General features: G+C 61.2%; 22 protein-coding genes and 1 pseudogene. 16 read left to right on the top strand and 7 right to left on the bottom strand.

Annotated features, from left to right (window positions below; translation table 11 throughout):
- On the bottom strand, positions 1-691 hold a 691-nt coding region (locus tag ABSE61_RS32945; RefSeq protein WP_423875352.1), incomplete at its 3' end, for a uroporphyrinogen-III synthase.
- 118 nt (positions 692-809) lie between these two features.
- Between ABSE61_RS32945 and purU the strand changes: the two genes are divergently transcribed.
- Positions 810-1,673 (top strand): formyltetrahydrofolate deformylase, encoded by an 864-nt coding sequence (gene purU / locus ABSE61_RS32940; protein ID WP_423875351.1) that lies wholly within the window; start codon positions 810-812, stop codon positions 1,671-1,673.
- Positions 1,674-1,906: 233 nt separating this feature from the next.
- Here the strand turns inward: purU and ABSE61_RS32935 are convergent, their stop codons facing one another.
- A complete protein-coding gene (locus ABSE61_RS32935; protein WP_423875350.1) occupies positions 1,907-2,188 on the bottom strand; it encodes a hypothetical protein in 282 nt (93 codons plus the stop codon).
- A gap of 388 nt (positions 2,189-2,576) precedes the next feature.
- On the opposite strand from ABSE61_RS32935, the gene ABSE61_RS32930 reads away from it, so the two are divergent.
- From ABSE61_RS32930 to ABSE61_RS32895, 8 genes are all read left to right on the top strand, one after another.
- Positions 2,577-3,749, top strand: coding sequence for an ABC transporter substrate-binding protein (locus ABSE61_RS32930; protein ID WP_423875349.1), 1,173 nt, complete (start codon positions 2,577-2,579; stop codon positions 3,747-3,749).
- 246 nt (positions 3,750-3,995) lie between these two features.
- Positions 3,996-4,865: a branched-chain amino acid ABC transporter permease gene (locus ABSE61_RS32925; RefSeq protein WP_423875348.1), complete on the top strand. Its 870-nt coding sequence runs from the start codon at positions 3,996-3,998 to the stop codon at positions 4,863-4,865.
- 1 nt (position 4,866) lies between these two features.
- The gene (locus ABSE61_RS32920; protein WP_423875347.1) at positions 4,867-5,898 is read left to right on the top strand and encodes a branched-chain amino acid ABC transporter permease; all 1,032 of its coding nucleotides are present in this window, start codon (positions 4,867-4,869) and stop codon (positions 5,896-5,898) included.
- The gene (locus ABSE61_RS32915) at positions 5,895-6,650 is read left to right on the top strand and encodes an ABC transporter ATP-binding protein (protein WP_423875346.1); all 756 of its coding nucleotides are present in this window, start codon (positions 5,895-5,897) and stop codon (positions 6,648-6,650) included. The genes ABSE61_RS32920 and ABSE61_RS32915 overlap by 4 nt, the downstream gene beginning before the upstream one ends.
- 1 nt (position 6,651) lies before the next feature.
- Positions 6,652-7,362: an ABC transporter ATP-binding protein gene (locus tag ABSE61_RS32910; protein ID WP_423875345.1), complete on the top strand. Its 711-nt coding sequence runs from the start codon at positions 6,652-6,654 to the stop codon at positions 7,360-7,362.
- Between the two features lie 118 nt (positions 7,363-7,480).
- Entirely contained in the window at positions 7,481-8,599 is a 1,119-nt protein-coding gene (locus ABSE61_RS32905) for a cobalamin-independent methionine synthase II family protein (protein ID WP_423875344.1), read from the top strand.
- Between the two features lie 206 nt (positions 8,600-8,805).
- The gene (locus ABSE61_RS32900; RefSeq protein WP_423875343.1) at positions 8,806-9,972 is read left to right on the top strand and encodes an acyltransferase family protein; all 1,167 of its coding nucleotides are present in this window, start codon (positions 8,806-8,808) and stop codon (positions 9,970-9,972) included.
- A gap of 42 nt (positions 9,973-10,014) precedes the next feature.
- Positions 10,015-10,377: a curlin repeat-containing protein gene (locus tag ABSE61_RS32895; RefSeq protein ID WP_423875342.1), complete on the top strand. Its 363-nt coding sequence runs from the start codon at positions 10,015-10,017 to the stop codon at positions 10,375-10,377.
- A gap of 15 nt (positions 10,378-10,392) precedes the next feature.
- Here ABSE61_RS32895 and ABSE61_RS32890 read toward each other — a convergent pair whose 3' ends face one another.
- The 3 genes from ABSE61_RS32890 to ABSE61_RS32880 are packed head-to-tail and all read right to left on the bottom strand — an operon-like array spanning position 10,393 to position 11,628.
- Positions 10,393-10,839, bottom strand: coding sequence for a DUF6941 family protein (locus ABSE61_RS32890; protein ID WP_423875341.1), 447 nt, complete (start codon positions 10,837-10,839; stop codon positions 10,393-10,395).
- The gene (locus ABSE61_RS32885; protein ID WP_423875340.1) at positions 10,836-11,246 is read right to left on the bottom strand and encodes an XRE family transcriptional regulator; all 411 of its coding nucleotides are present in this window, start codon (positions 11,244-11,246) and stop codon (positions 10,836-10,838) included. The genes ABSE61_RS32890 and ABSE61_RS32885 overlap by 4 nt, the downstream gene beginning before the upstream one ends.
- Positions 11,227-11,628 (bottom strand): hypothetical protein, encoded by a 402-nt coding sequence (locus tag ABSE61_RS32880; protein ID WP_423875339.1) that lies wholly within the window; start codon positions 11,626-11,628, stop codon positions 11,227-11,229. Before ABSE61_RS32880 ends, ABSE61_RS32885 begins: the two co-directional genes overlap by 20 nt.
- Positions 11,629-12,114: 486 nt before the next feature.
- Between ABSE61_RS32880 and ABSE61_RS32875 the strand changes: the two genes are divergently transcribed.
- From ABSE61_RS32875 to ABSE61_RS32850, 6 genes are all read left to right on the top strand, one after another.
- Entirely contained in the window at positions 12,115-13,368 is a 1,254-nt protein-coding gene (locus ABSE61_RS32875; protein ID WP_423875338.1) for a hypothetical protein, read from the top strand.
- Between the two features lie 53 nt (positions 13,369-13,421).
- Entirely contained in the window at positions 13,422-13,814 is a 393-nt protein-coding gene (gene csgH / locus ABSE61_RS32870) for a curli-like amyloid fiber formation chaperone CsgH (RefSeq protein ID WP_423875337.1), read from the top strand.
- Entirely contained in the window at positions 13,799-14,362 is a 564-nt protein-coding gene (locus ABSE61_RS32865; protein WP_423875336.1) for a hypothetical protein, read from the top strand. The genes csgH and ABSE61_RS32865 overlap by 16 nt, the downstream gene beginning before the upstream one ends.
- A gap of 50 nt (positions 14,363-14,412) precedes the next feature.
- The gene (locus ABSE61_RS32860) at positions 14,413-14,766 is read left to right on the top strand and encodes a curli assembly protein CsgF (protein ID WP_423875335.1); all 354 of its coding nucleotides are present in this window, start codon (positions 14,413-14,415) and stop codon (positions 14,764-14,766) included.
- A gap of 91 nt (positions 14,767-14,857) precedes the next feature.
- Positions 14,858-15,778, top strand: coding sequence for a CsgG/HfaB family protein (locus tag ABSE61_RS32855; RefSeq protein WP_423875334.1), 921 nt, complete (start codon positions 14,858-14,860; stop codon positions 15,776-15,778).
- 658 nt (positions 15,779-16,436) lie between these two features.
- Entirely contained in the window at positions 16,437-16,823 is a 387-nt protein-coding gene (locus ABSE61_RS32850) for a septal ring lytic transglycosylase RlpA family protein (protein WP_423875333.1), read from the top strand.
- Positions 16,824-16,889: 66 nt separating this feature from the next.
- Here ABSE61_RS32850 and ABSE61_RS32845 read toward each other — a convergent pair whose 3' ends face one another.
- Positions 16,890-17,207: a retropepsin-like aspartic protease family protein gene (locus ABSE61_RS32845; RefSeq protein ID WP_423875332.1), complete on the bottom strand. Its 318-nt coding sequence runs from the start codon at positions 17,205-17,207 to the stop codon at positions 16,890-16,892.
- A 319-nt stretch (positions 17,208-17,526) separates the two neighbouring features.
- Positions 17,527-17,976 (bottom strand): hypothetical protein, encoded by a 450-nt coding sequence (locus ABSE61_RS32840; RefSeq protein ID WP_423875331.1) that lies wholly within the window; start codon positions 17,974-17,976, stop codon positions 17,527-17,529.
- A 151-nt stretch (positions 17,977-18,127) separates the two neighbouring features.
- On the opposite strand from ABSE61_RS32840, the pseudogene ABSE61_RS32835 reads away from it, so the two are divergent.
- Positions 18,128-19,005, top strand: a pseudogene (locus ABSE61_RS32835) (hypothetical protein); the annotation flags it as partial.

Here is a 19,005-nt window from a genome sequence, read left to right as displayed (position 1 = left end):
CGATCGGTGTTTTCGTCAGTCCCTCGCGCAGGCGCGCTTCAAGGCCGCGTTCGCGCGCCACGTCGATCAGACGGCGGATCTGGCCCAAATTCGTCAGCGCGATCGCATCGATCCGCTCAGCGGCCATCTCCTCGATCGCGGTCACGATGTGGCTGTCGGCAGCGCGCGCATCGTACACATAGGGCGTCACGGGGAAAGCCACAGCACCCTTGGCCGCGATCGCGCCCAACAGCGCGCCGTGATCCTTGTCCGGATAAAGCTGCACGCCGACGCGCTTGCCGGAGAGATCCACGCGCGACAACAGTTCGATGACGCCTTCGGTCGTCGGCTTTTCCGTTGTCATCTGCGGCTCAAGGCCGATCTCGCGCAGAGCGCGTCCCGGTTTGGGGCCACGGGTAAATTTGCGGCTCTTGCTGATCGCGGCAACGAAGTCCTGATCGATCGCAATCCGCCGCGCGGCTTTCACCAGCCGGCGCAGGCCTTCGCCGGTCAGCAGCACAAGGTCGTCGAGCGGCCGCGCGATGGCGTCGCGGATCCAGGCCTCGACGGGCGCCGGGTCGGGTGGATCGTTGATGGTGAACATCGGACATTGCAGGACGTCGGCGCCTTGCTCGGCGAGCAATTTTGAAAATTGCGCTTCCTCGCGGGTTTCCAGGATCAGGATACGATAGCCGTTCAGTCGGTCAGCCATATCTGTGATCCGTTAGCGTCAGTTTGTTCATCTTGTTCCTTTGCGGGATTAGCGCAAGGCCGCACTCTCTGATAGAGCAGGGCACTTCATCCTCTGCTCCAGATATCACCGATCCGCCATGCCCGATCATCAGTTCGTCCTCACGCTTTCCTGTCCGGACCGGCCGGGCATCGTCTCCGCGGTCACGACGTTCCTCGCCCATAATGGGCAGAACATTCTCGACGCTCAACAGTTCAACGATGTCGAGACCGGGCACTTCTTCATGCGGGTGGTGTTCAACGCCGCCGATCTTGCCGTAGGGCTGGCGCCGCTGCAAACCGGTTTCACCGCGATTGCCGATCGTTTCGGCATGGACTGGCAGATGCGCGACCGCGCCAGCCGCCGCCGCGTGATGTTGCTGGTTTCGAAATCCGATCATTGCCTGGCCGATATCCTCTATCGCTGGCGCACCGGCGAGTTGGCGATGGACCTGGCCGCGATCGTGTCCAATCACCCGCGCGAGACCTATGCGAACCTTGATTTCGGTGACATCCCGTTTCATTATCTGCCGGTCACCAAGGAAACCAAGAGCGCGCAGGAAGCCGCGATTTGGAATCTTGTCGGCGAGACCGAGGCCGACCTCGTCGTGCTCGCGCGCTATATGCAGATTCTATCGGATGATCTGTCGGCAAAGCTCTCCGGCCGCTGCATCAACATTCACCACTCGTTTCTGCCGGGCTTCAAGGGCGCGCGGCCCTATCATCAGGCGCACGAGCGCGGCGTCAAACTGATCGGCGCCACCGCGCATTACGTCACCCGCGATCTCGACGAGGGCCCGATCATCGACCAGGACGTCGAGCGCATCAGCCATCGCGACACGCCCGACGATCTCGTCCGCAAGGGCCGCGATATCGAACGCCGCGTGCTGGCGCGCGCCATGCGGCATCATCTGGAGGATCGCGTGATCCTCAATGGTCGCAAGACCGTGGTGTTCATGGATTGAGCGCTTGCGCTCGTAATGACGAATTCAAGGCCCATTACTCCGTCATGGCCGGGCATAGCCGTTCGAAGAACGGCGTCGCTTCCGCTCGCCTATGACCCGGCCATCCACGTCTTTGTCTCCGCGCGAAGGAAGCAAGACGTGGATCACCGGGACAAGCCCGGAGATGACAGCTGCTACGCGGAAGGAAACTGGAATGCTTCGCTGTAGCTCGCAATGACGAATGATTCTGGCTGCTAGTGAACCGGATTGAGCCCGGACGCTGGAGCCGGCGCCGACGCATTCGCGTTGGAGGGCGCAGGTTCGAGCCGTTTGCGCTCCTGCTCCTTCATGTAGGCATCGTATTCCGGCGTGCCCTTCCGGGGCGGCGCGTCCTTTGGCAGGCCGCCGGCCCAGGCCGGGATCGTATCGGCGACCATGGGGCCCATTCTCTCATTGATCGACGAGCAGCCGCCAAGCATCGCCGCCGCCAGCGCGAGCGCGGTCATCGTGACGATATGGCGGGCGTGGACTGACATTGGCAGGACGCTAGGGCTATCGCCTTTAAAAAAGATGGATTTGGGGCCGTTTGCCCGGTTCGGCTTTTTGTTGACAGGACCATTTAATTTGTACATTCGTACAAATGAGGGCTGGGCCGACCAAAGGTAGCGGAGGAGCCGCGATTTTTGAGGGAATTGGTCGCCTCGTCACGGCTGCCCCAAGCCCTGTTGCGGTGGACAGTACCATGGCACCATGGGGCGGTCGCGGCCGAAATCTGACGCGAGGGGAGGCGCCGGCGGACTTGAGGCCGGGAGAGGCGCGCCCTTCGTTCAATTGACGGCGGCGGCGCAACCGATGCCATCTAGCGCCAACAAGCTTCGCCGAAGCCGTCATCTTCGGACATAAATCGATCAGGGAGAAACGTTCATGTTCGTTCGCAGTCACCTCTTGCTTGCGGCCAGCGTCGTTGCAAGCGCGCTCGCCCCGCAGCCCACGGCGGCGCAGGAAGTCGTCAAGATCGGCCTGATCGTGCCGATGACCGGAGGTCAGGCGTCGACCGGCATCCAGATCAACAATGCCGTGAAGCTCTACATGCAGCAGCACGGCGACACCGTCGCCGGCAAGAAGATCGAAGTCATCCTCAAGGATGACGCGACGGTGCCCGACAATACCAAGCGCCTGGCGCAGGAACTCATCGTCAACGACAAGGTGAACATCATCGCTGGTTTTGGCGTGACGCCGTCGGCGCTTGCCGCGGCACCCTTGGCGACGCAGGCCAAAGTGCCGGAGATCGTGATGGCGGCCGGCACCTCGATCATCACCGAACGCTCGCCCTATATCGTGCGCACCAGCTTCACGCTGGCGCAGTCCTCCACCATCATCGCGGACTGGGCGGTGAAAAACGGCATCAAGAAGGTCGCGACCCTGACCTCGGACTACGCGCCCGGCAATGACGCGTTGAATTTCTTCAAGCAGAATTTTGTCGCCGGCGGCGGCGAAATCGTCGAAGAAGTCAAGACGCCGCTCGCCAATCCCGACTTCGCGCCGTTCCTGCAACGGATGAAGGATGCCAAGCCCGACGCGATGTTCGTGTTCGTGCCGGCGGGGCAGGGCGGCAACTTCATGAAGCAATATGCCGAGCGTGGCCTCGACAAGGCCGGCATCAAGGTGATCGGCCCGGGCGACGTCACCGACGACGACCTGTTGAAGGACATGGGCGACGCCGTGCTCGGCACCGTCACCGCTCATATTTATTCCGTGGCTCATCCGTCGGCGCTGAACAAGGAGTTCGTCGCCGCCTACAAGAAGGCCTATAACCAGCGGCCGGGTTTCATGGCGGTCGGCGGCTATGACGGCATCCATCTGGTCTACGAGGCACTGAAGAAAACCGGCGGCAAGGCCGACGGCGATACCCTGATCGAAGCGATGAAGGGCATGAAGTGGGAAAGCCCGCGTGGTCCGATTTCGATCGATCCGGAGACGCGCGATATCGTGCAGAACGTCTACATCCGCAAGGTCGAGAAGGTCAACGGCGAACTCTACAATGTCGAATTCGCGACGTTCCCGGCGGTGAAGGATTCCGGCAAAACCAAGAAGTGACGCCGCGAGAGCGGCGTCATCCCGGGGCGTGTCGAAGACACGAACCCGGGATCTCGAAGTTGTTGAAATGGATTCTGGCCCAACACTCACCGTCATGGCCGGGTTTATCCCGGCCATCCACGTCTTTCCTTCGCAAGCAGAAGTAAGACGTGGATGCCTGGCACCGCAGACAAGTTTGCGTAGTCTGCGCAAAGCAGACTACTATGGCCGGGCATGACGGCCTTAGATAATGGTTAGCTGCCGCCCATGACCTCCATCCTCACCATCCTGTTCGACGGCGTCGCCTACGGCATGTTGCTGTTCGTGCTGGCGTGCGGACTGGCAGTGACGCTCGGGCTGATGAACTTCGTCAATCTCGCCCATGGCGCCTTTGCGATGACCGGCGGCTACATCTGCGCGGTGCTGGTCAATCAACACGGCTGGCCGTTTTTTGCCGCACTGCCGCTGGCCTTTGTCGGAAGCAGCCTGATCGGCGTGGTGCTGGAACGCTTGCTCTACCGCCATCTCTACACGCGAAGCCATCTCGACCAGGTGCTATTCTCGATCGGTCTTGTCTTCATGTCGGTGGCCGCGGTCGATTACATCATGGGCTCGTCGCGGGTCTTCATCCAGCTTCCTTCCGTGCTGGAAGGTCAGCTGGACGTCTTCGGGGTCGGCGTCGGCCGTTACCGGCTGATGATCATCGTGATCTGCGGATTGTTGACCGCGCTGTTGCAACTGATCCTGGCCCGCACGCGCTTCGGAAGCCGTCTGCGCGCGGCGGTCGACGATCCCCGCGCGGCCAGCGGGCTCGGCATCAACGTGCCGCAGGTCTTTGCCTTTACGTTTGCATTCGGCTGCGGCCTTGCAGGCCTCGGCGGGGCGTTGAGCGCGGAAATCCTCGGGCTCGATCCGTACTTTCCGCTGAAGTTCATGATCTACTTTTTGATCGTGGTGACGGTCGGCGGTTCCTCCAGCATCACCGGGCCGTTTCTGGCCTCGCTCCTGCTCGGCATCGGCGACGTCGCCGGCAAATATTACGTGCCGAAAATGGGTCCGTTCGTGATTTACACCATCATGATCGTGATCCTGATCTGGCGTCCCAACGGCCTGTTCGGCCGCACCGCGACCCGCTGACATGAGCGTTTCCTCCGACATCGGAAAGATCGCGAGGGCCAATGCCAGATGGCACTGGAGCGAGATCGTATTCTGGTGTCTCGCACTGGCTTGCGCATTTCTGTTTCCCTCGCGTTACCTGATCATGACCGACATCGTGCGGCTGGCGCTGTTTGCGCTCTCGCTCGACCTGATCCTCGGCTATGCCGGCATCGTCTCGCTCGGCCATGCGGCCTTCTTCGGCGTCGGCGCGTACTGCGCGGGTCTGCTCGCGCTGCACGGCATCGTCACCGAGCCTGTCGCTGCGCTGGTGCTGGCGGGTCTCGCCGCCACCGTGGTCGGCTTCGTCACGAGTTTCCTCGTGATCCGCGGCGTCGATCTCACCCGGCTGATGGTGACGCTCGGCATCGCGCTGCTGCTGGAAGCGCTCGGCGAACGTTTTTCCAACATCACCGGCGGCACGGATGGGCTGCAGGGCATCGAAATGGCGCCGGTGCTTGGCCTCTTCAGCTTCGACATGTTCGGCAAGGTCGGCTTCTTCTATGCACTCGCGGTGTTGTTCGTGCTGTTTCTCGTTGCGCGGCGGATCGTGCATTCGCCGTTCGGGCTGTCGCTGCGGGCGATCAAGAATAATCCGTTGCGGGCGGCCGCGGTCGGCGTGCCCGTCAACCGCCGCCTGATCGCGGTTTATACGCTGGCTTCCTTCTATGCGGGTATCGCCGGCGCGCTGTTCGCCCAGACCACGCAACTGGCGTCGCTCGATGTGTTCGCCTTCGATCGTTCGGCCGACCTGATGCTGGTGCTTGTGATCGGCGGCACCGGCTATCTCTATGGCGGCTTGATCGGCGCCGTCGTGTTCAAGATGTTGCAGGAGCTATTCCAGATCATCACGCCGCAATACTGGCTGTTCTGGATCGGGCTGGTGCTGGTTGCGATTGTGCTGATCGGCCGTGCGCGGCTGCATCGCTGGGTGTTGTTCGTGCCCAATCTGGTCATTCGGCAGTTCGCCGGCAACAAGGCCGCGGTCGCCATTCCCGAGAGCGATGGGTCATGATGCCGGCCCTCGAAACACGCAGCCTGGAAAAGCAGTTCGGCGGCCTCAAGGTCACGCGCGACCTCTCGCTGAAAATCGCGCAAGGCGCGCGTCACGCGTTGATCGGCCCGAACGGCGCCGGCAAGACCACGGTGATCAATCTGTTGACCGGCGTGCTCAAGCCGAACTCGGGGCGGATACTGCTGGAAGGCAACGACATCACGGACCTGGCCGTGCATGGCCGCGTGCTGCGCGGCCTGTCGCGCACCTTCCAGATCAACCAGCTTTATCCCGATTTGACGCCGATCGAGACCATCGGGCTTGCGGTCTCCGAGCGGCTCGGCCGCGGCGGCGACTGGTGGCGGGTGATGGGCACACGCGGCGATGTCAACGCCGAGATCGCCGAAAACCTCGAACGCTTTCGTCTCACCGATGTCATGAACGAAGTGACCGCGACGTTGCCTTACGGCAAGCAGCGCCTGCTCGAGATCGCAGTCGCAATTGCCACCAAACCGCGCGTGCTATTGCTCGACGAACCGGCCGCCGGCGTTCCCGAAAGCGAACGCCACGATATTCTCGCCGCGGTAGCTCACCTGCCGCGCGACGTCACGGTGTTGCTGATCGAGCACGACATGGACCTGGTGTTCTCGTTCGCCGACCGGATTTCGGTGCTGGTCAATGGCGCCATGCTGGTGGAAGGCGCCCCCGATGAGGTGGCGCGCGACCCCAGAGTCAAGGCGGTCTATCTCGGCGAGGCAGCCCAAGATGGCTAATATGGCTGATCTGCTTGCTGTGGAACATTTACGCGCCGGCTATGGCGAGGCCGTGGTCTTGCCCGACATGACGCTGCGCCTGGCGGAAGGCGAGGTGCTGGCGTTGTTAGGGCGCAACGGCACCGGAAAGACCACGCTGATCAATTCGATCGTCGGCGTAACGCGCCGTTTTGGCGGCAAGGTGGCGCTTGCCGGACGCGATATCACGGCGATGCGGCCCGATCAGCGGGCGCGTGCCGGGATCGGCTGGGTGCCGCAGGAGCGTAATATCTTCCGCTCGCTGACGGTCGAAGAAAACATGACCGCGGTGGCGCAAGCTGGGCCGTGGACGGTGGAGCGGGTCTACGAGATGTTTCCGCGGCTGAAGGAGCGGCGCTTTAATTTTGGTAACCAGCTCTCCGGCGGCGAACAACAGATGCTCGCGGTCGGCCGCGCGCTGACGCTCAATCCGAAAGTGCTGCTCTTGGACGAGCCGACCGAAGGGCTCGCGCCGATAATCGTCGAGGAACTGCTGCGGGCGCTCGGCACCATCACCCGTTCGGGCGGCATCTGTTCGATCATTGTCGAGCAGAACGCGCAGAAAATTCTGGGGCTTGCCGACCGCGCCGTGATATTGGAACGGGGCACGATCGTGCACGATGCCGCAAGCGGCGCCTTGAAGGCCGATTCCGCCGCGCTCGAACGTTTTCTGGGTGTGGCGGGGAAGACGTGACATCCGTCATCACCGGGCTTGTCCCGGTGATCCACGTCTTGCTTATATTTAGAAGGATAAGGCGTGGATGGCCGGGTCAAGCCCGGCCATGACAAAGGAGAGATGGAGGAAGAATACCATGCAACGAACAAAACCCCCTTTCCGTGCCGATGAAGTCGGCAGCCTGCTGCGGCCGCCGCGCATCAAGGAGGCGCGCGCCAGGCTCGAGAAGGGCGAGATCTCGGCCGAAGAGCTGCGCAAAGCCGAAGACTTGGAGATCGAGAAGGTCGTGCACCGGCAGGCCTCGACCGGATTGAAGCTTGCGACCGACGGCGAGTTCCGCCGCTCATGGTGGCATTTCGATTTCCTCTCCAAGCTGACGGGCTGCGAAATGTTCGATGCCGGTGAGGGCATCCAGTTCGCGGGCGTCCAGACCCGGCACCAGGCGGTGCGCGTCATCGGCAAGCTCGACTTCCCCGACGACCATCCGATGCTATCGCATTTCAAATTTCTGAAGAAGCAATGCGACGCCGCCCACGTGACGGCGAAGATGACGATCCCGTCGCCCGCGGTGCTGCACTTCCGCGGCGGCCGCAAGTCGATCTCGAAGGAGGTCTACCCCGACCTCGACGTCTTCTTCCAGGACCTCGCGAAAACCTACCGCAAGGCGGTGAGGGCGTTCTATGACGCGGGCTGCCGTTATCTTCAGTTCGACGACACGGTCTGGGCTTATCTTTGTTCGCAGGACGAATTGAAAAAGGCACACGAACGCGGCGACAATCTCGACGGCCTTCAGCAGATCTATGCCCGCGTGATCAACTACGCGCTGGCCGAGCGCCCCGCCGACATGACCGTCACCACGCATGTCTGCCGCGGCAATTTCCGCTCGACCTGGATTTCGTCCGGCGGCTACGAGCCGGTGGCCGAAACGCTGCTCGCCAGCACCAATTACGACGGCTACTTCCTGGAATACGATTCCGAGCGCGCCGGCGGCTTCGAACCGCTGCGTTATCTGCCCAAAGGCAACAAGGTCGTGGTGGTCGGCGTGATCACGTCCAAAAGCGGCGCGCTGGAGAGCAAGGACGATATCAAGCGCCGGCTAGAGGAGGCTTCGAAATTCGTTTCCCTCGACCAGCTCGCGCTGTCGCCGCAATGCGGCTTTGCTTCGACCGAGGAAGGCAACATCCTCACCGAGGAAGAGCAGTGGGCCAAACTTCGTCTCGCAGTCGAAGTGGCGCAGGACGTGTGGGGAAGGTAAGGCAAGCGGGCGATAACACCGACAGATTGAAACGATCTGTTATGGATTCGCTGACGCTGCCCGGTTGGGGCGGCTTCCGTCGCGGGTTGCGGCCCTGCCATTAACCTGTCGTTCAAATTTTACCGAAAAGGTCGCTTTGGGTCGCGTCGCCGGCGTTTGTCGTCGCCGCGCGAAGTTTTGATCTGCACGGTGGACGAGAGGGCGACGTGGTCAGCCTGGGCGAGCAGCTGGACAAGCACCGCGGTTTCGGACCCGGGTTCGACTTTCTACGTATCTTCCTGGCGCTGTCGGTCGTCGCCTGGCACTCGTTCAATCTCGCCAAGGACGGGATCGACCTCGAGCACGTCCGCATCGTCTGGTTTGCCGGCTATGCGATCCTGTTCACGTTTTTTGCCCTGAGCGGCTTTCTGATCGCGGGCAGCGCGCAACGGCTGAGCCTTCCCAATTTTCTCATCAATCGGGGCTTGCGTATCTTTCCGGCGCTGGTCGTGGAAGTCCTGCTTTCGGCTTTCATCCTCGGCTTGATATTCACCAGCCTTCCTCCGCTCGAATATCTGTCCCGGCCTGAGACCTACAAATATCTCACCAACATCGTCGGGCTGATGAATTTTCGCCTGCCCGGCGTATTCGAGCACAACGAACTCCCGCTGGTGAACTATTCGCTCTGGACGGTGCCATATGAATTCGCCTGCTATCTCATCATGTCGGCGTTCATGTCGTTTGGCGTTCTGCGCCGCCCCGCGCTCATCATCGCGTTTGCGGCAATTCTGTCGATCGCTGGGCTTGCGATGGTTCTTCACGGCGTCGTGCCGCCGCCGGCCGCCGAGGAATCGTTTGGGAAAGCCCTCTATTCGTTTTTCGCGGATCGAGGCTCGCGGCTGCTGGTGGCGTTCATGCTGGGAATTGCCGCCTACCTCCTCAGATATCGCATCCCCTACAGCCATCTCGGTTTCGGCCTTTGCGTGGTCCTCCTGTTCGGCGTCGCAATCGCCGGGCCGTGCGACTGGCTCGGCATTCCGCTCCTGAACGTTGTAGCCTCCGCACCGCTCGTCTACGTGATGGCCTATCTCGGAGCCTCGCCGCTGCCGCTGCCGGCATTTCTTCACGAGCGCGACTATTCCTACGGAATCTATCTTTACGGAATGCCGATCCAGCAGATGATGATCAGCCTGTTTCCGGGCGCGACAAGCCCGGTCGGTCAGCTCGCGCTCGCTATCCCCTGCATCGTCGGCTTTGCGGCGCTGTCCTGGCATCTGGTCGAATTGCCAATCTTGAAGCAGCGACGGCGCTTCTCGTTCGTGGCCAGGGTTCGCGTTGTCGACGACGCCGCGCCCGCATCGATCGACGGACGTGCCGTCGTTACCCATTCTTAAGGCGAACTTCCTATTGCTGTTGCCTCGGTGGAGGGAGTTCGCATGCGCCTCGTCGCTCTAGCTGTCACATTGCTGACAATCACATGGCTGACAGCGTCCGCTTGTCCGGCCTCGGCGAACGAAGCTTTCATCGCTCAATTGACTACCAGGGCTACCGCTGCCGAACAGTCCTCGGCCAATTCAGTGAAGGCGATGCAGTCGGCGGCGATGCTTGCCCTTCCGGTGCAGCCGAAGGCGGTCAATTCACCGGTTGTGAATACGACCCCAGCTGCGGCCAACACGTCCGCGGTGATACAGGTCGGCGCCAACAATGTTGTCACGGTCTCCCAGACCGGCGGCGGAAATGCGTCTTCGATCGTGCAGCATGGCAACGGCAATCAGGCCACGGTGACCCAGCGCCACTAAGGGTGTTATCGCCCGTTACTGCGCCGGCGTGACCGTCAGCGAACCGACATGGAGTTCGCCCGGGCCGCCGTTGATCAGCGCCCGCACCTGGATGATTCCGGGTTCGGGAATTTCCAGCGGCGTGAAAACAAGGCTTGCGGCCACGACGATGCAGGGCGGGGCGCCGCCATTTTTCGGCAGGCTCGCCAACAGATTCACCTGGTCCTGAAGTCGCGGCACCTCGATTGATTCTTCGGCGACCGGGTCGGTCCGGCCGGGCACATAACATCGCGAAAGCACGGTCTCGTAAGGCTGCGTCGCCGGCGAGAAGACGTGGAAGTGGATGCAGAACTTCGGCAGCACCAGCGGAAAGGTCGGTGAAGTGAACATCACCGCGTTGTAGCAGCCGACGAACGAGAGCTTGCCGCCGGGTTCATTGCGAATGTCGTCGCAGAAGATCGAATAGCCGTAACGTTCCATCATGCGGATTTTTTCGGCTGCTCGAGATCGGAATTGGCAGGCAACGCGCGCACCGAATCCCGTTTGGTGGCGCCGTTGATGTATTTGATCTGGCCGTGACTGACGGTCGATGTCGTCATCGGCTGGTTTTGCCCGGCTTTGGGATGCGGCTTTTTCAATTCGAACGAGATTTCCATATCCATCGCCCAGGCGAGATCCGCCAGCGAACGCAACGAGAGACTGGCTTCGCCCGAAAGCTGCCGGTTGATCAGCGCGCGCTCGGTGTCGAGCTTTCGAGCCAGGCCCTGCTGGGAAAACCCGATCTCGCTCTTGCGCTCCATAAGCGCCCGCAACAGCTCGCCCCGCACGCGTCCGATGAAACGGCCGGCATGGCGCGCACGCTCGCCGATATCAAAGTGAAAGTACGTCACCCGGCGTCACCCCCTGCACACACAACGTTTCGTCCACACCCAGGTCTCGACGCAGCCGCCGGATGGCAATCCTGTATCCACGATAAAGATCGTGGTCCTTGATCACGTCGGCCCAGTTTCCAAATACGCCGACGAAGCAGTCCTTCTGCAAAAACCAGCCGAAAATCCGGACATCCGGCGTCTTCAATTCCCAAACCGCATTCTTCTCCGCGCGTATCGACCTGAATTGTTTCATGTAAACCAGAGGCTGGCCGCTCAAGAATAAGTTGAAGAGGTCGTCGACCTGTTCAGCAGCGGTTGCTTCGCCGAGCCTCCGTTCCGGACCAGCGCCTTTTGCCAGCTCGCCGAGCCAGGCGATGAAATCCGGCGTGCCGTAAAGCAATCGCAGCTCCTGGTCGCGCGAATGCATCTCGACCTGAATTCGCGAGATGGCGTTCGCTTCAACCAGTTCTTCGATTGTCGTCATATGTATCCGCGGCCGCGACCCCGAGTCCTTAAAAAGGATATCGAAGCGCAGTCTACAACGCGAGAGCGCTGACACATATGTCGGCGGACAAAATTCCGACAACCGTGGCACTATTAATGGCTGAACGTGACAGAAAAATTTCAAGTCCGAACGGCGTGCCGGGATCAATCAGCGTGTGGTTTTTTTGCCGAAATCCGTGATCGCGAATTTATTCCGCGCCAACGAAATTTCCGATGCAGGAAAGTCAAGAAGTCCGCGATTTGCAGGGCTTTCTCGTTGTCGATTGTAACGGTTATATGAAATTTTTCTGCGCCCATTGTGGTCGGCGTTAACAGCGTGTTAACGGCTCCGCCGAGGGCAGCGATCGTCGCTGACCCCGCTTTGGAAAACTAAGGAATTGTCATGAAGCATCTCACGGCGCTGGCCATCCTTCTGGCCACGACGTCGCTGGCTTCTGCCGCCAGCAACGAGTCTTTCATCCTCCAGGCCGGTAGCAAGAACACCGCGAAGGTCGGCCAGATCGCTGGCGACAACGCGCAAGCCACCATCCAGTCGGGCAAGAAGAACTCGTCCGTCACGGCCCAGCAGAACGACGGCAACGGTCCCAACAAGTCCGCCACCGTCGAGTTCGGCAACAACAACACCTCACAGGCCGGCCAGATCGGCGGCAACAACGGCCAGGCCACCCTTCAGATTGGCAACGCCAACACCGCCGAGACGCTTCAGACCAACGACACCGCCAACAAGAACGCCTCGTTCACCGGGCAGTTCGGCAACGGCAACAATTCGCTGGCCGGCCAGGCCGGTGGCAATAACTTCCAGACCACGTTGCAGTTCGGCACCGGCAACAAGAACAACGGCAACACCGCGGTCACCGGCCAGCTGACCGGCACGAATGGCGGCATCAACGATTCCGCCGTCCTTCAGGTCGGCACCGACAACGCCGCGAACGTGTCGCAGAGTTCGTCGGGTGCGAGCAGCGGAAAAAAGCCGGGTCAAGGCGGTGACAACAATCAGGTCTCGCTGCAGTTCGGCCGCGACAACACCGCCAACACCGATCAGACCTCGAACGGTTCCGGCAACAAGTCCACTGCCACGAGCGGCGTCCTGAACGACTCCGCCACGTTGCAGGTCGGCACCGGCAACACCGCGACGACGAAGCAGAAGGGCTCGACCTCGGGCGACAGCAGCGATCAGGCCACCAACGCCTCGCTGACCGCCCAGTTCGGCGTCGACAACACCGCGACCACCAAGCAGGTCAACGGCAACAACCTGCAAGCCACCATTCAAGATGGCGTCGGTAACGCTGCCAAGACCAAGCAGAAGACCACCGGCAACGGCGACGGAACCAACGCTTCGCTGACCCTCCAGATCGGTGACAACAACAAGGCGACCACCAAGCAGAGCATTGCGGACCCGCTGAACAGCGGCCTGAACGGCTCGCTGATCGCCCAGGTCGGCAACAATAACAAGGCCAAGGCCACACAGAACGACACCGGCCTTCAGGCGATGATCGGTGCAAACCTGCAGTCCACGTTGCAGGTCGGCAACAACAACAGCGCAACGACGACGCAGACCGCGAGCGTCGGTGTCACCAACTCGTCGGTGACGGCGCAGTTCGGATCGCACAACACGGCGGTCGTTACGCAGCACTAAGCTAACAGGAGCGGCGGGATCACCTCTCGCCGCTTTTCCTTTGAGAGGGGCCGATGCCGGACGTACGCACGGTTTTGATCAAAGGGTTCTTCACGGCGGCTTTGGGTTTTGTTGTTTCTTGTGCGCGGGCAGGTGCGCCGCCTGCGAAGGTCGAACGGGTCATGACGATCGGTTGTCGTATTCGGGTCACGGCGGATGGCGAGGCCATCCGTATCGAGGCCGTTGCGAACAGCCGCGAAGACGTCAAGGGACGCTACCGGTTCGACATCAGGAAGATCAGCGCAAGCGGCACCAGCCTCAACACTCAAAGCGGCAACTTCAACTTGGAAGCCAACCGGGAAGAAGTTCTTTCGACGACCTTGCTGGGTGCATCCGATGCGGGTCACTTCCAGGCCAAGTTGGTGCTCGATTCAAATTCCGGGAGTGTCTCATGCGTTTCGCCTTGAGAAATCATTTCAGTGCCATCGCGTTCACGGCCGCTTTTGCAGCGACAGCTGCTCAGCCTGCTTGTGCGGAAAGCGCTTTCGTCACGCAGGCCGGCAACGGTTCGTTCGCCGGCCGATCCCTGATCTCCTCCCCGGTCGGCGCGCCGTCGCCGGCGTTTTTCACTTCCACGCCGCATGGCAGCGTCACCCAGCCCACGCCGGAAACCACCGTGCCTGCGACCGGTGGGAACTTCGCCGGGACGCTGGAGATGGGACGCAACAATGTCGTGGTTCAGAATCAGTCAGGTGCGGGCAATTTCTCCAATGTCGGTATTCTCGGCGGCGCGCATGACAACGTTGCCGTGCTGCAAAAGGGGCAGGGCCTGTTCGCCAACCTGTATCTGCTCGGCGTGAAGGGGCTCACGGTCGATGTGCTCCAGCCGCCCGGCACAGCGCCGGTGGATTTGCTGATCGGGCGGTCGTCGAACGGCACGCTGGATTTCTTTCAGCCGAAGGGCGCGCCGCCGGCCACCATCTTTCGTGTCGGCAATGTGCTGGCCGTCAGGTGACGGATCGTTTTGAACTGTTGGCTGCGTGATTACAAAGGGGGCGAGGGGATATGAGTAAAACTGGATTTCGGATCGCGTGTCTTGTTGGCACGATCGGCTTTTTGTCGCCGGCCTTTACGCCGGTCTCCACGTTGGCCTTGGCAACCGAGCAGGTCTATCATCCGATCAGCCCGGCGCTTGGCGGTAATCCCTCCAACGGGACCTTTCTGTTGTCGACTGCGCAGGCGCAAGGAGAAGGCGTCAATTCCGGCAACAACGGTCCCACGATCAACTTTCCGAGCAATTTCACCCCGACGACCCCGACAACGCCATCGACGAGCGGGGCCAACGGTAACGGCGCAACGTCTCAGGTTTTCCGCCGCTCCGTGGCGAATCCGCTTGGAACCAATTCCGGAATGCCATGACCTCGTTGCATAACGTCAGCACTGGGACAGCTGTCACACAGCGCTGATAACAGGTCGGGACTGCGGTTCGTTGATCGGGGTGGGGGTTAACTTGGTACTGCGTGTTGCCAGACTGGCGTGCTTCTCGCTGCTCGTGCTGTCGTTGGGCGGGTGCATGTTCAACCCGACGGCAGGGACGGCCAAGGATCCGCTTGACGAGGCCGCCAAATTGGTGCCGGCGACCAAGACCGGTCTTGTTCTCGACGCGTTGCCGCCGCCGAAGCGCAAGCTCGACGTCTCCGTCTATAATTTTCCCGACCTGACCGGTCAGAATAAATCCAACGACAATTTTGCCGAATTCTCGCGCGCGCTGACGCAAGGCGGCAGCTCGATCCTGACCGACGTGGCGGTGAAAGCGGGCGGCGGCGCGTGGTTCGATGTCGCCGAGCGCGCCGATCTCCAGCCGTTGTTGCAGGAACGGCAGATTATCCAGAACACGCGGACCGCGATCGACGGCGAAAAGGCGCAGAGCCTGCCGCCGCTTCGCTTCGCCGGTATCCTGCTCGATGGCGGGGTGATCGGCTACGACACCAACGAGACCACGGGCGGCGTCGGCGCCGTCTATCTCGGCGTTGGACCCAACGTACAGTACCGGCAGGACATCGTCACGGTGGCGCTGCGCGCAGTCAGTGTGCAGAGCGGGCGGGTACTCGCCTCGGTGACGACGACCAAGACCGTCTACTCGATCAATGTCTCCGGCACCGGCTTCCTGTTCGCCGCGGTCGACAAGCTGCTGCAGGCCGACATCGGCTTTACCAAGAACACGCCACCGACGCTTGCGGTGCGCGAAGGCATTCAGCTTGCCGTCTATTCGCTGATCTTCGAAGGCGTGAAGAACAGACTGTGGGAATTCAAGGACAGGGCCGCGGGCGATGCTTTCATGCTTGAGCTCGAAAAGCACCAGAAGGCCGTGCCGCCCGAAGTGGTCGCGGCCGCGAAGCTGCAAAGCACGGCGGTGATCGCCAAGTATTAGTGGCAGGCATCTGATACGGCATTGGCGTTCCTTCCGGGCGAAGGGTCGCCAATCTCGAACCCGTCATCAATCGTTGTCGGTTATTTGCCCCTGGTCTGCTGCGTCGCGCTGTAGCAGGCGGGCGAGGAGGCATTGGCCTGATTGCAGGTGACAGGCGTTGAGGGACTATATCCGGCCACGCGACTGCTGAACCCAGACCTCTGAGGCCTGCACCGCGGACATCGAGATGATCAGGCCGACCATCGCCCCAGAGATTGCCGCTCGGCTTCGCATGTCGGTCCCTTCTTCGTCGGCGTGCCACCGCAACCATTTAACTCAACTGCGTACGTTATGTGAGTCCGGAAATTGGTTCAGGCCGCCGTTCTGGCGCGACAGCCGTCATCAGCAAGTCATCAAGTGGGCGACGGCGCGCTTTTTCGGCAGTCCGGCAAAGAGCAGGGCGCACGTGGCACGCGCGGCCTTCTCCGAGAAGGTTAAATCGGGAACCGCCGGTAGTCTTAATGCGAGGTTCTGGTTGCCGGAACCCGGGGTTTCCTTCACGACAGCGTATGTTTCCTGGCTTTATCCCATTGGTCGTAATTTCGATTGTCGTGCTCTGTGTCTTTGCGTTTGCCGCGGACGCGAGTTGCTCTTAGTCATTTAGTCTTTGGAGGGATCGATGCGACCCATTTTTTGCATCGCTGCATTGGTTGCGACGTCACTGATCGCGTCGTCCGCGCCGGCCCAGAGCCGCGGTTTTGCCTGGTTCTTCTCGCACTCCCGTCCGCACGGATCTTGTGCGGGACAACATGTCGTCGCGACCTACTATAGTTCGGGGCGCCGAACGGCGAGTGGCCAGGCCTTCAATTCAGGTGGCTTCACCGCGGCGCATCGCACGCTTCCTTTCGGGTCGCAGGTGGCGGTTACCAATCCCGAGAACGGCAGATCCGTGACGGTGACAATCAATGACCGCGGCCCTTTTACGCGCGGCGTTACGCTTGATCTGGCTCGCGGCGCCGCTCACGCGATTGGCATGAGCGGAACGCAGTGGGTTTGCATGTCCTGACCTCATCTGCGACCCGATCACTCGGTCGCACCCGTAGTCCCGCGACGGCAGCGCGGGTCCTCAACCTCACTTCTTTGGTTGACGGGTGCGGACTTCGACAACATCGCCCGCCATCTGGACTTCAAAGCGTGACAGGAAGCTCATTCCCAAGAGGCCGTCGATGCCCGCGCCATAAACCTTGTCGTCCGCTTGGATGGCGACAGGGACGTTGACGGCCTCCAGTTTGCCGAGCGCTATCTTGTCGGCCCTCGAAAGCTTGGCTTTGGTCTGCCCGCTTGCCGTGATCAGGGTAATCTCGCTGGCGTCGCTTTCGGGAATTTTGGCCCGGCTGGCGAAGGCAGACTTCACGGACACGTAAGTTGTGCCAGTGTCGAGGATGAACAATCCGCGTGTTCCGTTGATCTCCCGCCTTTACCGTTATGACCCCCTTTTTGGCCGGCAACGGGAAGCGTTCCTTGCGCGGCTCTGTGGATGAGACGCAGTTACCCTGCTGCTCGTAGTCGGCGATGATCTTCTGGCTGCGGCTATTGTCCCTGGCCGCCGGATCCAACGCCACCCATTGATTGATCGGCGCCGTGGCTTCGCAGAACTGCTTGAGCGCGGCATAGGCGCCCGCCATGTGCAGAAATACGGTGCTTGAAATTCCCTTTTTGTCGGCGCCATACAGCCCAATGGCGTCAGAGTAGTCGACAAGGGCTCTTTTTTAATCTTTGACGCCTTCCATCGCTAAGCCACGCAGGTAATGAGCATCGCGGTTCGATGGCGCGCGGCGCATGAATTCGTCGGCGACTTCCACCGCCTTTGGATAGTCGGTCAGCTTCAGATAGATATCGATCGAGCGATGCAGTGCCGTTATCGGTGCGCCGCAATTCAGGACGAACCTGTAAAGGCTGTCCGCTGCCTGCCGCCGGTAGCCCAGCGAGCCGAGCATAAGCGCGAGATCTTCGATGCTCTTCTGATCGCAGGGTTCGCGCTTGAGTTCCTGCAGGCGAAGCCAGACAAAGGGATCGCGAGCGGCCTGGACCGGCAACGCGCCGATTCGTTCATAGACGCTTTCGAATACTTCGTCGGGGTTCTCGTCTAGATAACCTGCGGCAGCGCTTCCGAATGACGCCGTAAACACCAGCGCCACAACACAAAACAACCTGAACATACTCGCCCCGAAGTATCGATTTTTTCTTCTATATACCGGTAAGTGTGGCGAAGCTCAAACGCCACGGCGAGCATTCCAGGCGTGGGAAGAAGGTGGTAGGACAGCGCTCCCGTTGCGCCGTTGCCCACCGCTTTTTTCCCAATCACGCCAGATGAAAAACGAAGAGATCCTCGCCCAGATATCGGAGTTCTGCCGCAACGCCGATATGGCGGAATCGACGTTTGGCCGGCGCGCCGTCAACGACGGCAAACTGGTCGCGCGCCTGCGCGAGGGCAAGCGCATCACCATCGACACGCTCGATCGCATCCAGGCCTATATCGCGGCCGCGATGCCTGGCGGAATGCCGCCGCCGCGCCCGCTCGAGGTGGCGCCTGAGCGGCGCGACCCCCGCGGCAATTTTCGCTTTTTCGAGAACCGCCAGAAATACCTGCTGTTCGTCCACACCTGCGGCGAGAAGCGGGTGATCGCCGAGCGGGTCGCGCTGGAATTGTCGGCGATCCATCCCCGTCCGCCGGCGCTTCGGGTGTTCGATGCCGGTTGCGGCGACGGCACGGTGCTGGCGCGGGTGATGCGCTCCATGCACTCGCGCTTTCCCCATATGCCGTTCTATATCGCGGGCAAGGAGCTCAGCCTCGAGGACGTCCGCCTGACGCTGGACAAGGTGCCGGACCGGCTGTTCGAGCACCCGTCCACGGTCTTTGTCCTGACCAATATGTATTACGCCGAGGCGCCCTGGCTGACGCCGGCTTCGCCCGCGGCCGCCGCCGGCATGATCTGGCACGAAGTTCCCTTAAGAGGGGCCGCTTCCGGCGATTTCGAGGCCCAAATTGCCGAATTGGGCCCGTTTCTGGAGCAGAACTGGCGGGCCAGCGTCTCGCCCCGTTCCGGCATGCCGATCTATGAGCGGCCGGTGGCGCTGGTGCTGTACCGCGAGGACCACCGCTTTTTGCTTGATTCGATCATTCCGCGGGCCGGCCGCACCGAGGCCAATTTCGACTTGATCATCGCCTCCCAGCCCTATCGGGCCAA

The organism is Bradyrhizobium sp., from assembly GCF_049519115.1.
Lineage (GTDB): Bacteria > Pseudomonadota > Alphaproteobacteria > Rhizobiales > Xanthobacteraceae > Bradyrhizobium.
Note: the sequence above shows the minus strand (reverse complement) of the source record. Positions and strands in the feature narration are given on the sequence as shown.

Excerpts from the sequence above, each read along its gene's own strand:
- csgH (WP_423875337.1), top strand. The coding sequence starts at position 13,422 with ATGCCGGACGTACGCACGGTTTTGATCAAAGGGTTCTTCACGGCGGCT.
- ABSE61_RS32910 (WP_423875345.1), top strand. The coding sequence starts at position 6,652 with ATGGCTGATCTGCTTGCTGTGGAACATTTACGCGCCGGCTATGGCGAG.
- ABSE61_RS32920 (WP_423875347.1), top strand. The coding sequence starts at position 4,867 with ATGAGCGTTTCCTCCGACATCGGAAAGATCGCGAGGGCCAATGCCAGA.
- ABSE61_RS32890 (WP_423875341.1), bottom strand. The coding sequence starts at position 10,839 with ATGATGGAACGTTACGGCTATTCGATCTTCTGCGACGACATTCGCAAT.
- ABSE61_RS32850 (WP_423875333.1), top strand. The coding sequence starts at position 16,437 with ATGCGACCCATTTTTTGCATCGCTGCATTGGTTGCGACGTCACTGATC.
- ABSE61_RS32875 (WP_423875338.1), top strand. The coding sequence starts at position 12,115 with ATGAAGCATCTCACGGCGCTGGCCATCCTTCTGGCCACGACGTCGCTG.
- ABSE61_RS32915 (WP_423875346.1), top strand. The coding sequence starts at position 5,895 with ATGATGCCGGCCCTCGAAACACGCAGCCTGGAAAAGCAGTTCGGCGGC.
- ABSE61_RS32840 (WP_423875331.1), bottom strand. The coding sequence starts at position 17,976 with ATGTTCAGGTTGTTTTGTGTTGTGGCGCTGGTGTTTACGGCGTCATTC.
- ABSE61_RS32860 (WP_423875335.1), top strand. The coding sequence starts at position 14,413 with ATGAGTAAAACTGGATTTCGGATCGCGTGTCTTGTTGGCACGATCGGC.
- ABSE61_RS32905 (WP_423875344.1), top strand. The coding sequence starts at position 7,481 with ATGCAACGAACAAAACCCCCTTTCCGTGCCGATGAAGTCGGCAGCCTG.
- ABSE61_RS32895 (WP_423875342.1), top strand. The coding sequence starts at position 10,015 with ATGCGCCTCGTCGCTCTAGCTGTCACATTGCTGACAATCACATGGCTG.
- purU (WP_423875351.1), top strand. The coding sequence starts at position 810 with ATGCCCGATCATCAGTTCGTCCTCACGCTTTCCTGTCCGGACCGGCCG.
- ABSE61_RS32925 (WP_423875348.1), top strand. The coding sequence starts at position 3,996 with ATGACCTCCATCCTCACCATCCTGTTCGACGGCGTCGCCTACGGCATG.
- ABSE61_RS32935 (WP_423875350.1), bottom strand. The coding sequence starts at position 2,188 with ATGTCAGTCCACGCCCGCCATATCGTCACGATGACCGCGCTCGCGCTG.
- ABSE61_RS32865 (WP_423875336.1), top strand. The coding sequence starts at position 13,799 with ATGCGTTTCGCCTTGAGAAATCATTTCAGTGCCATCGCGTTCACGGCC.
- ABSE61_RS32930 (WP_423875349.1), top strand. The coding sequence starts at position 2,577 with ATGTTCGTTCGCAGTCACCTCTTGCTTGCGGCCAGCGTCGTTGCAAGC.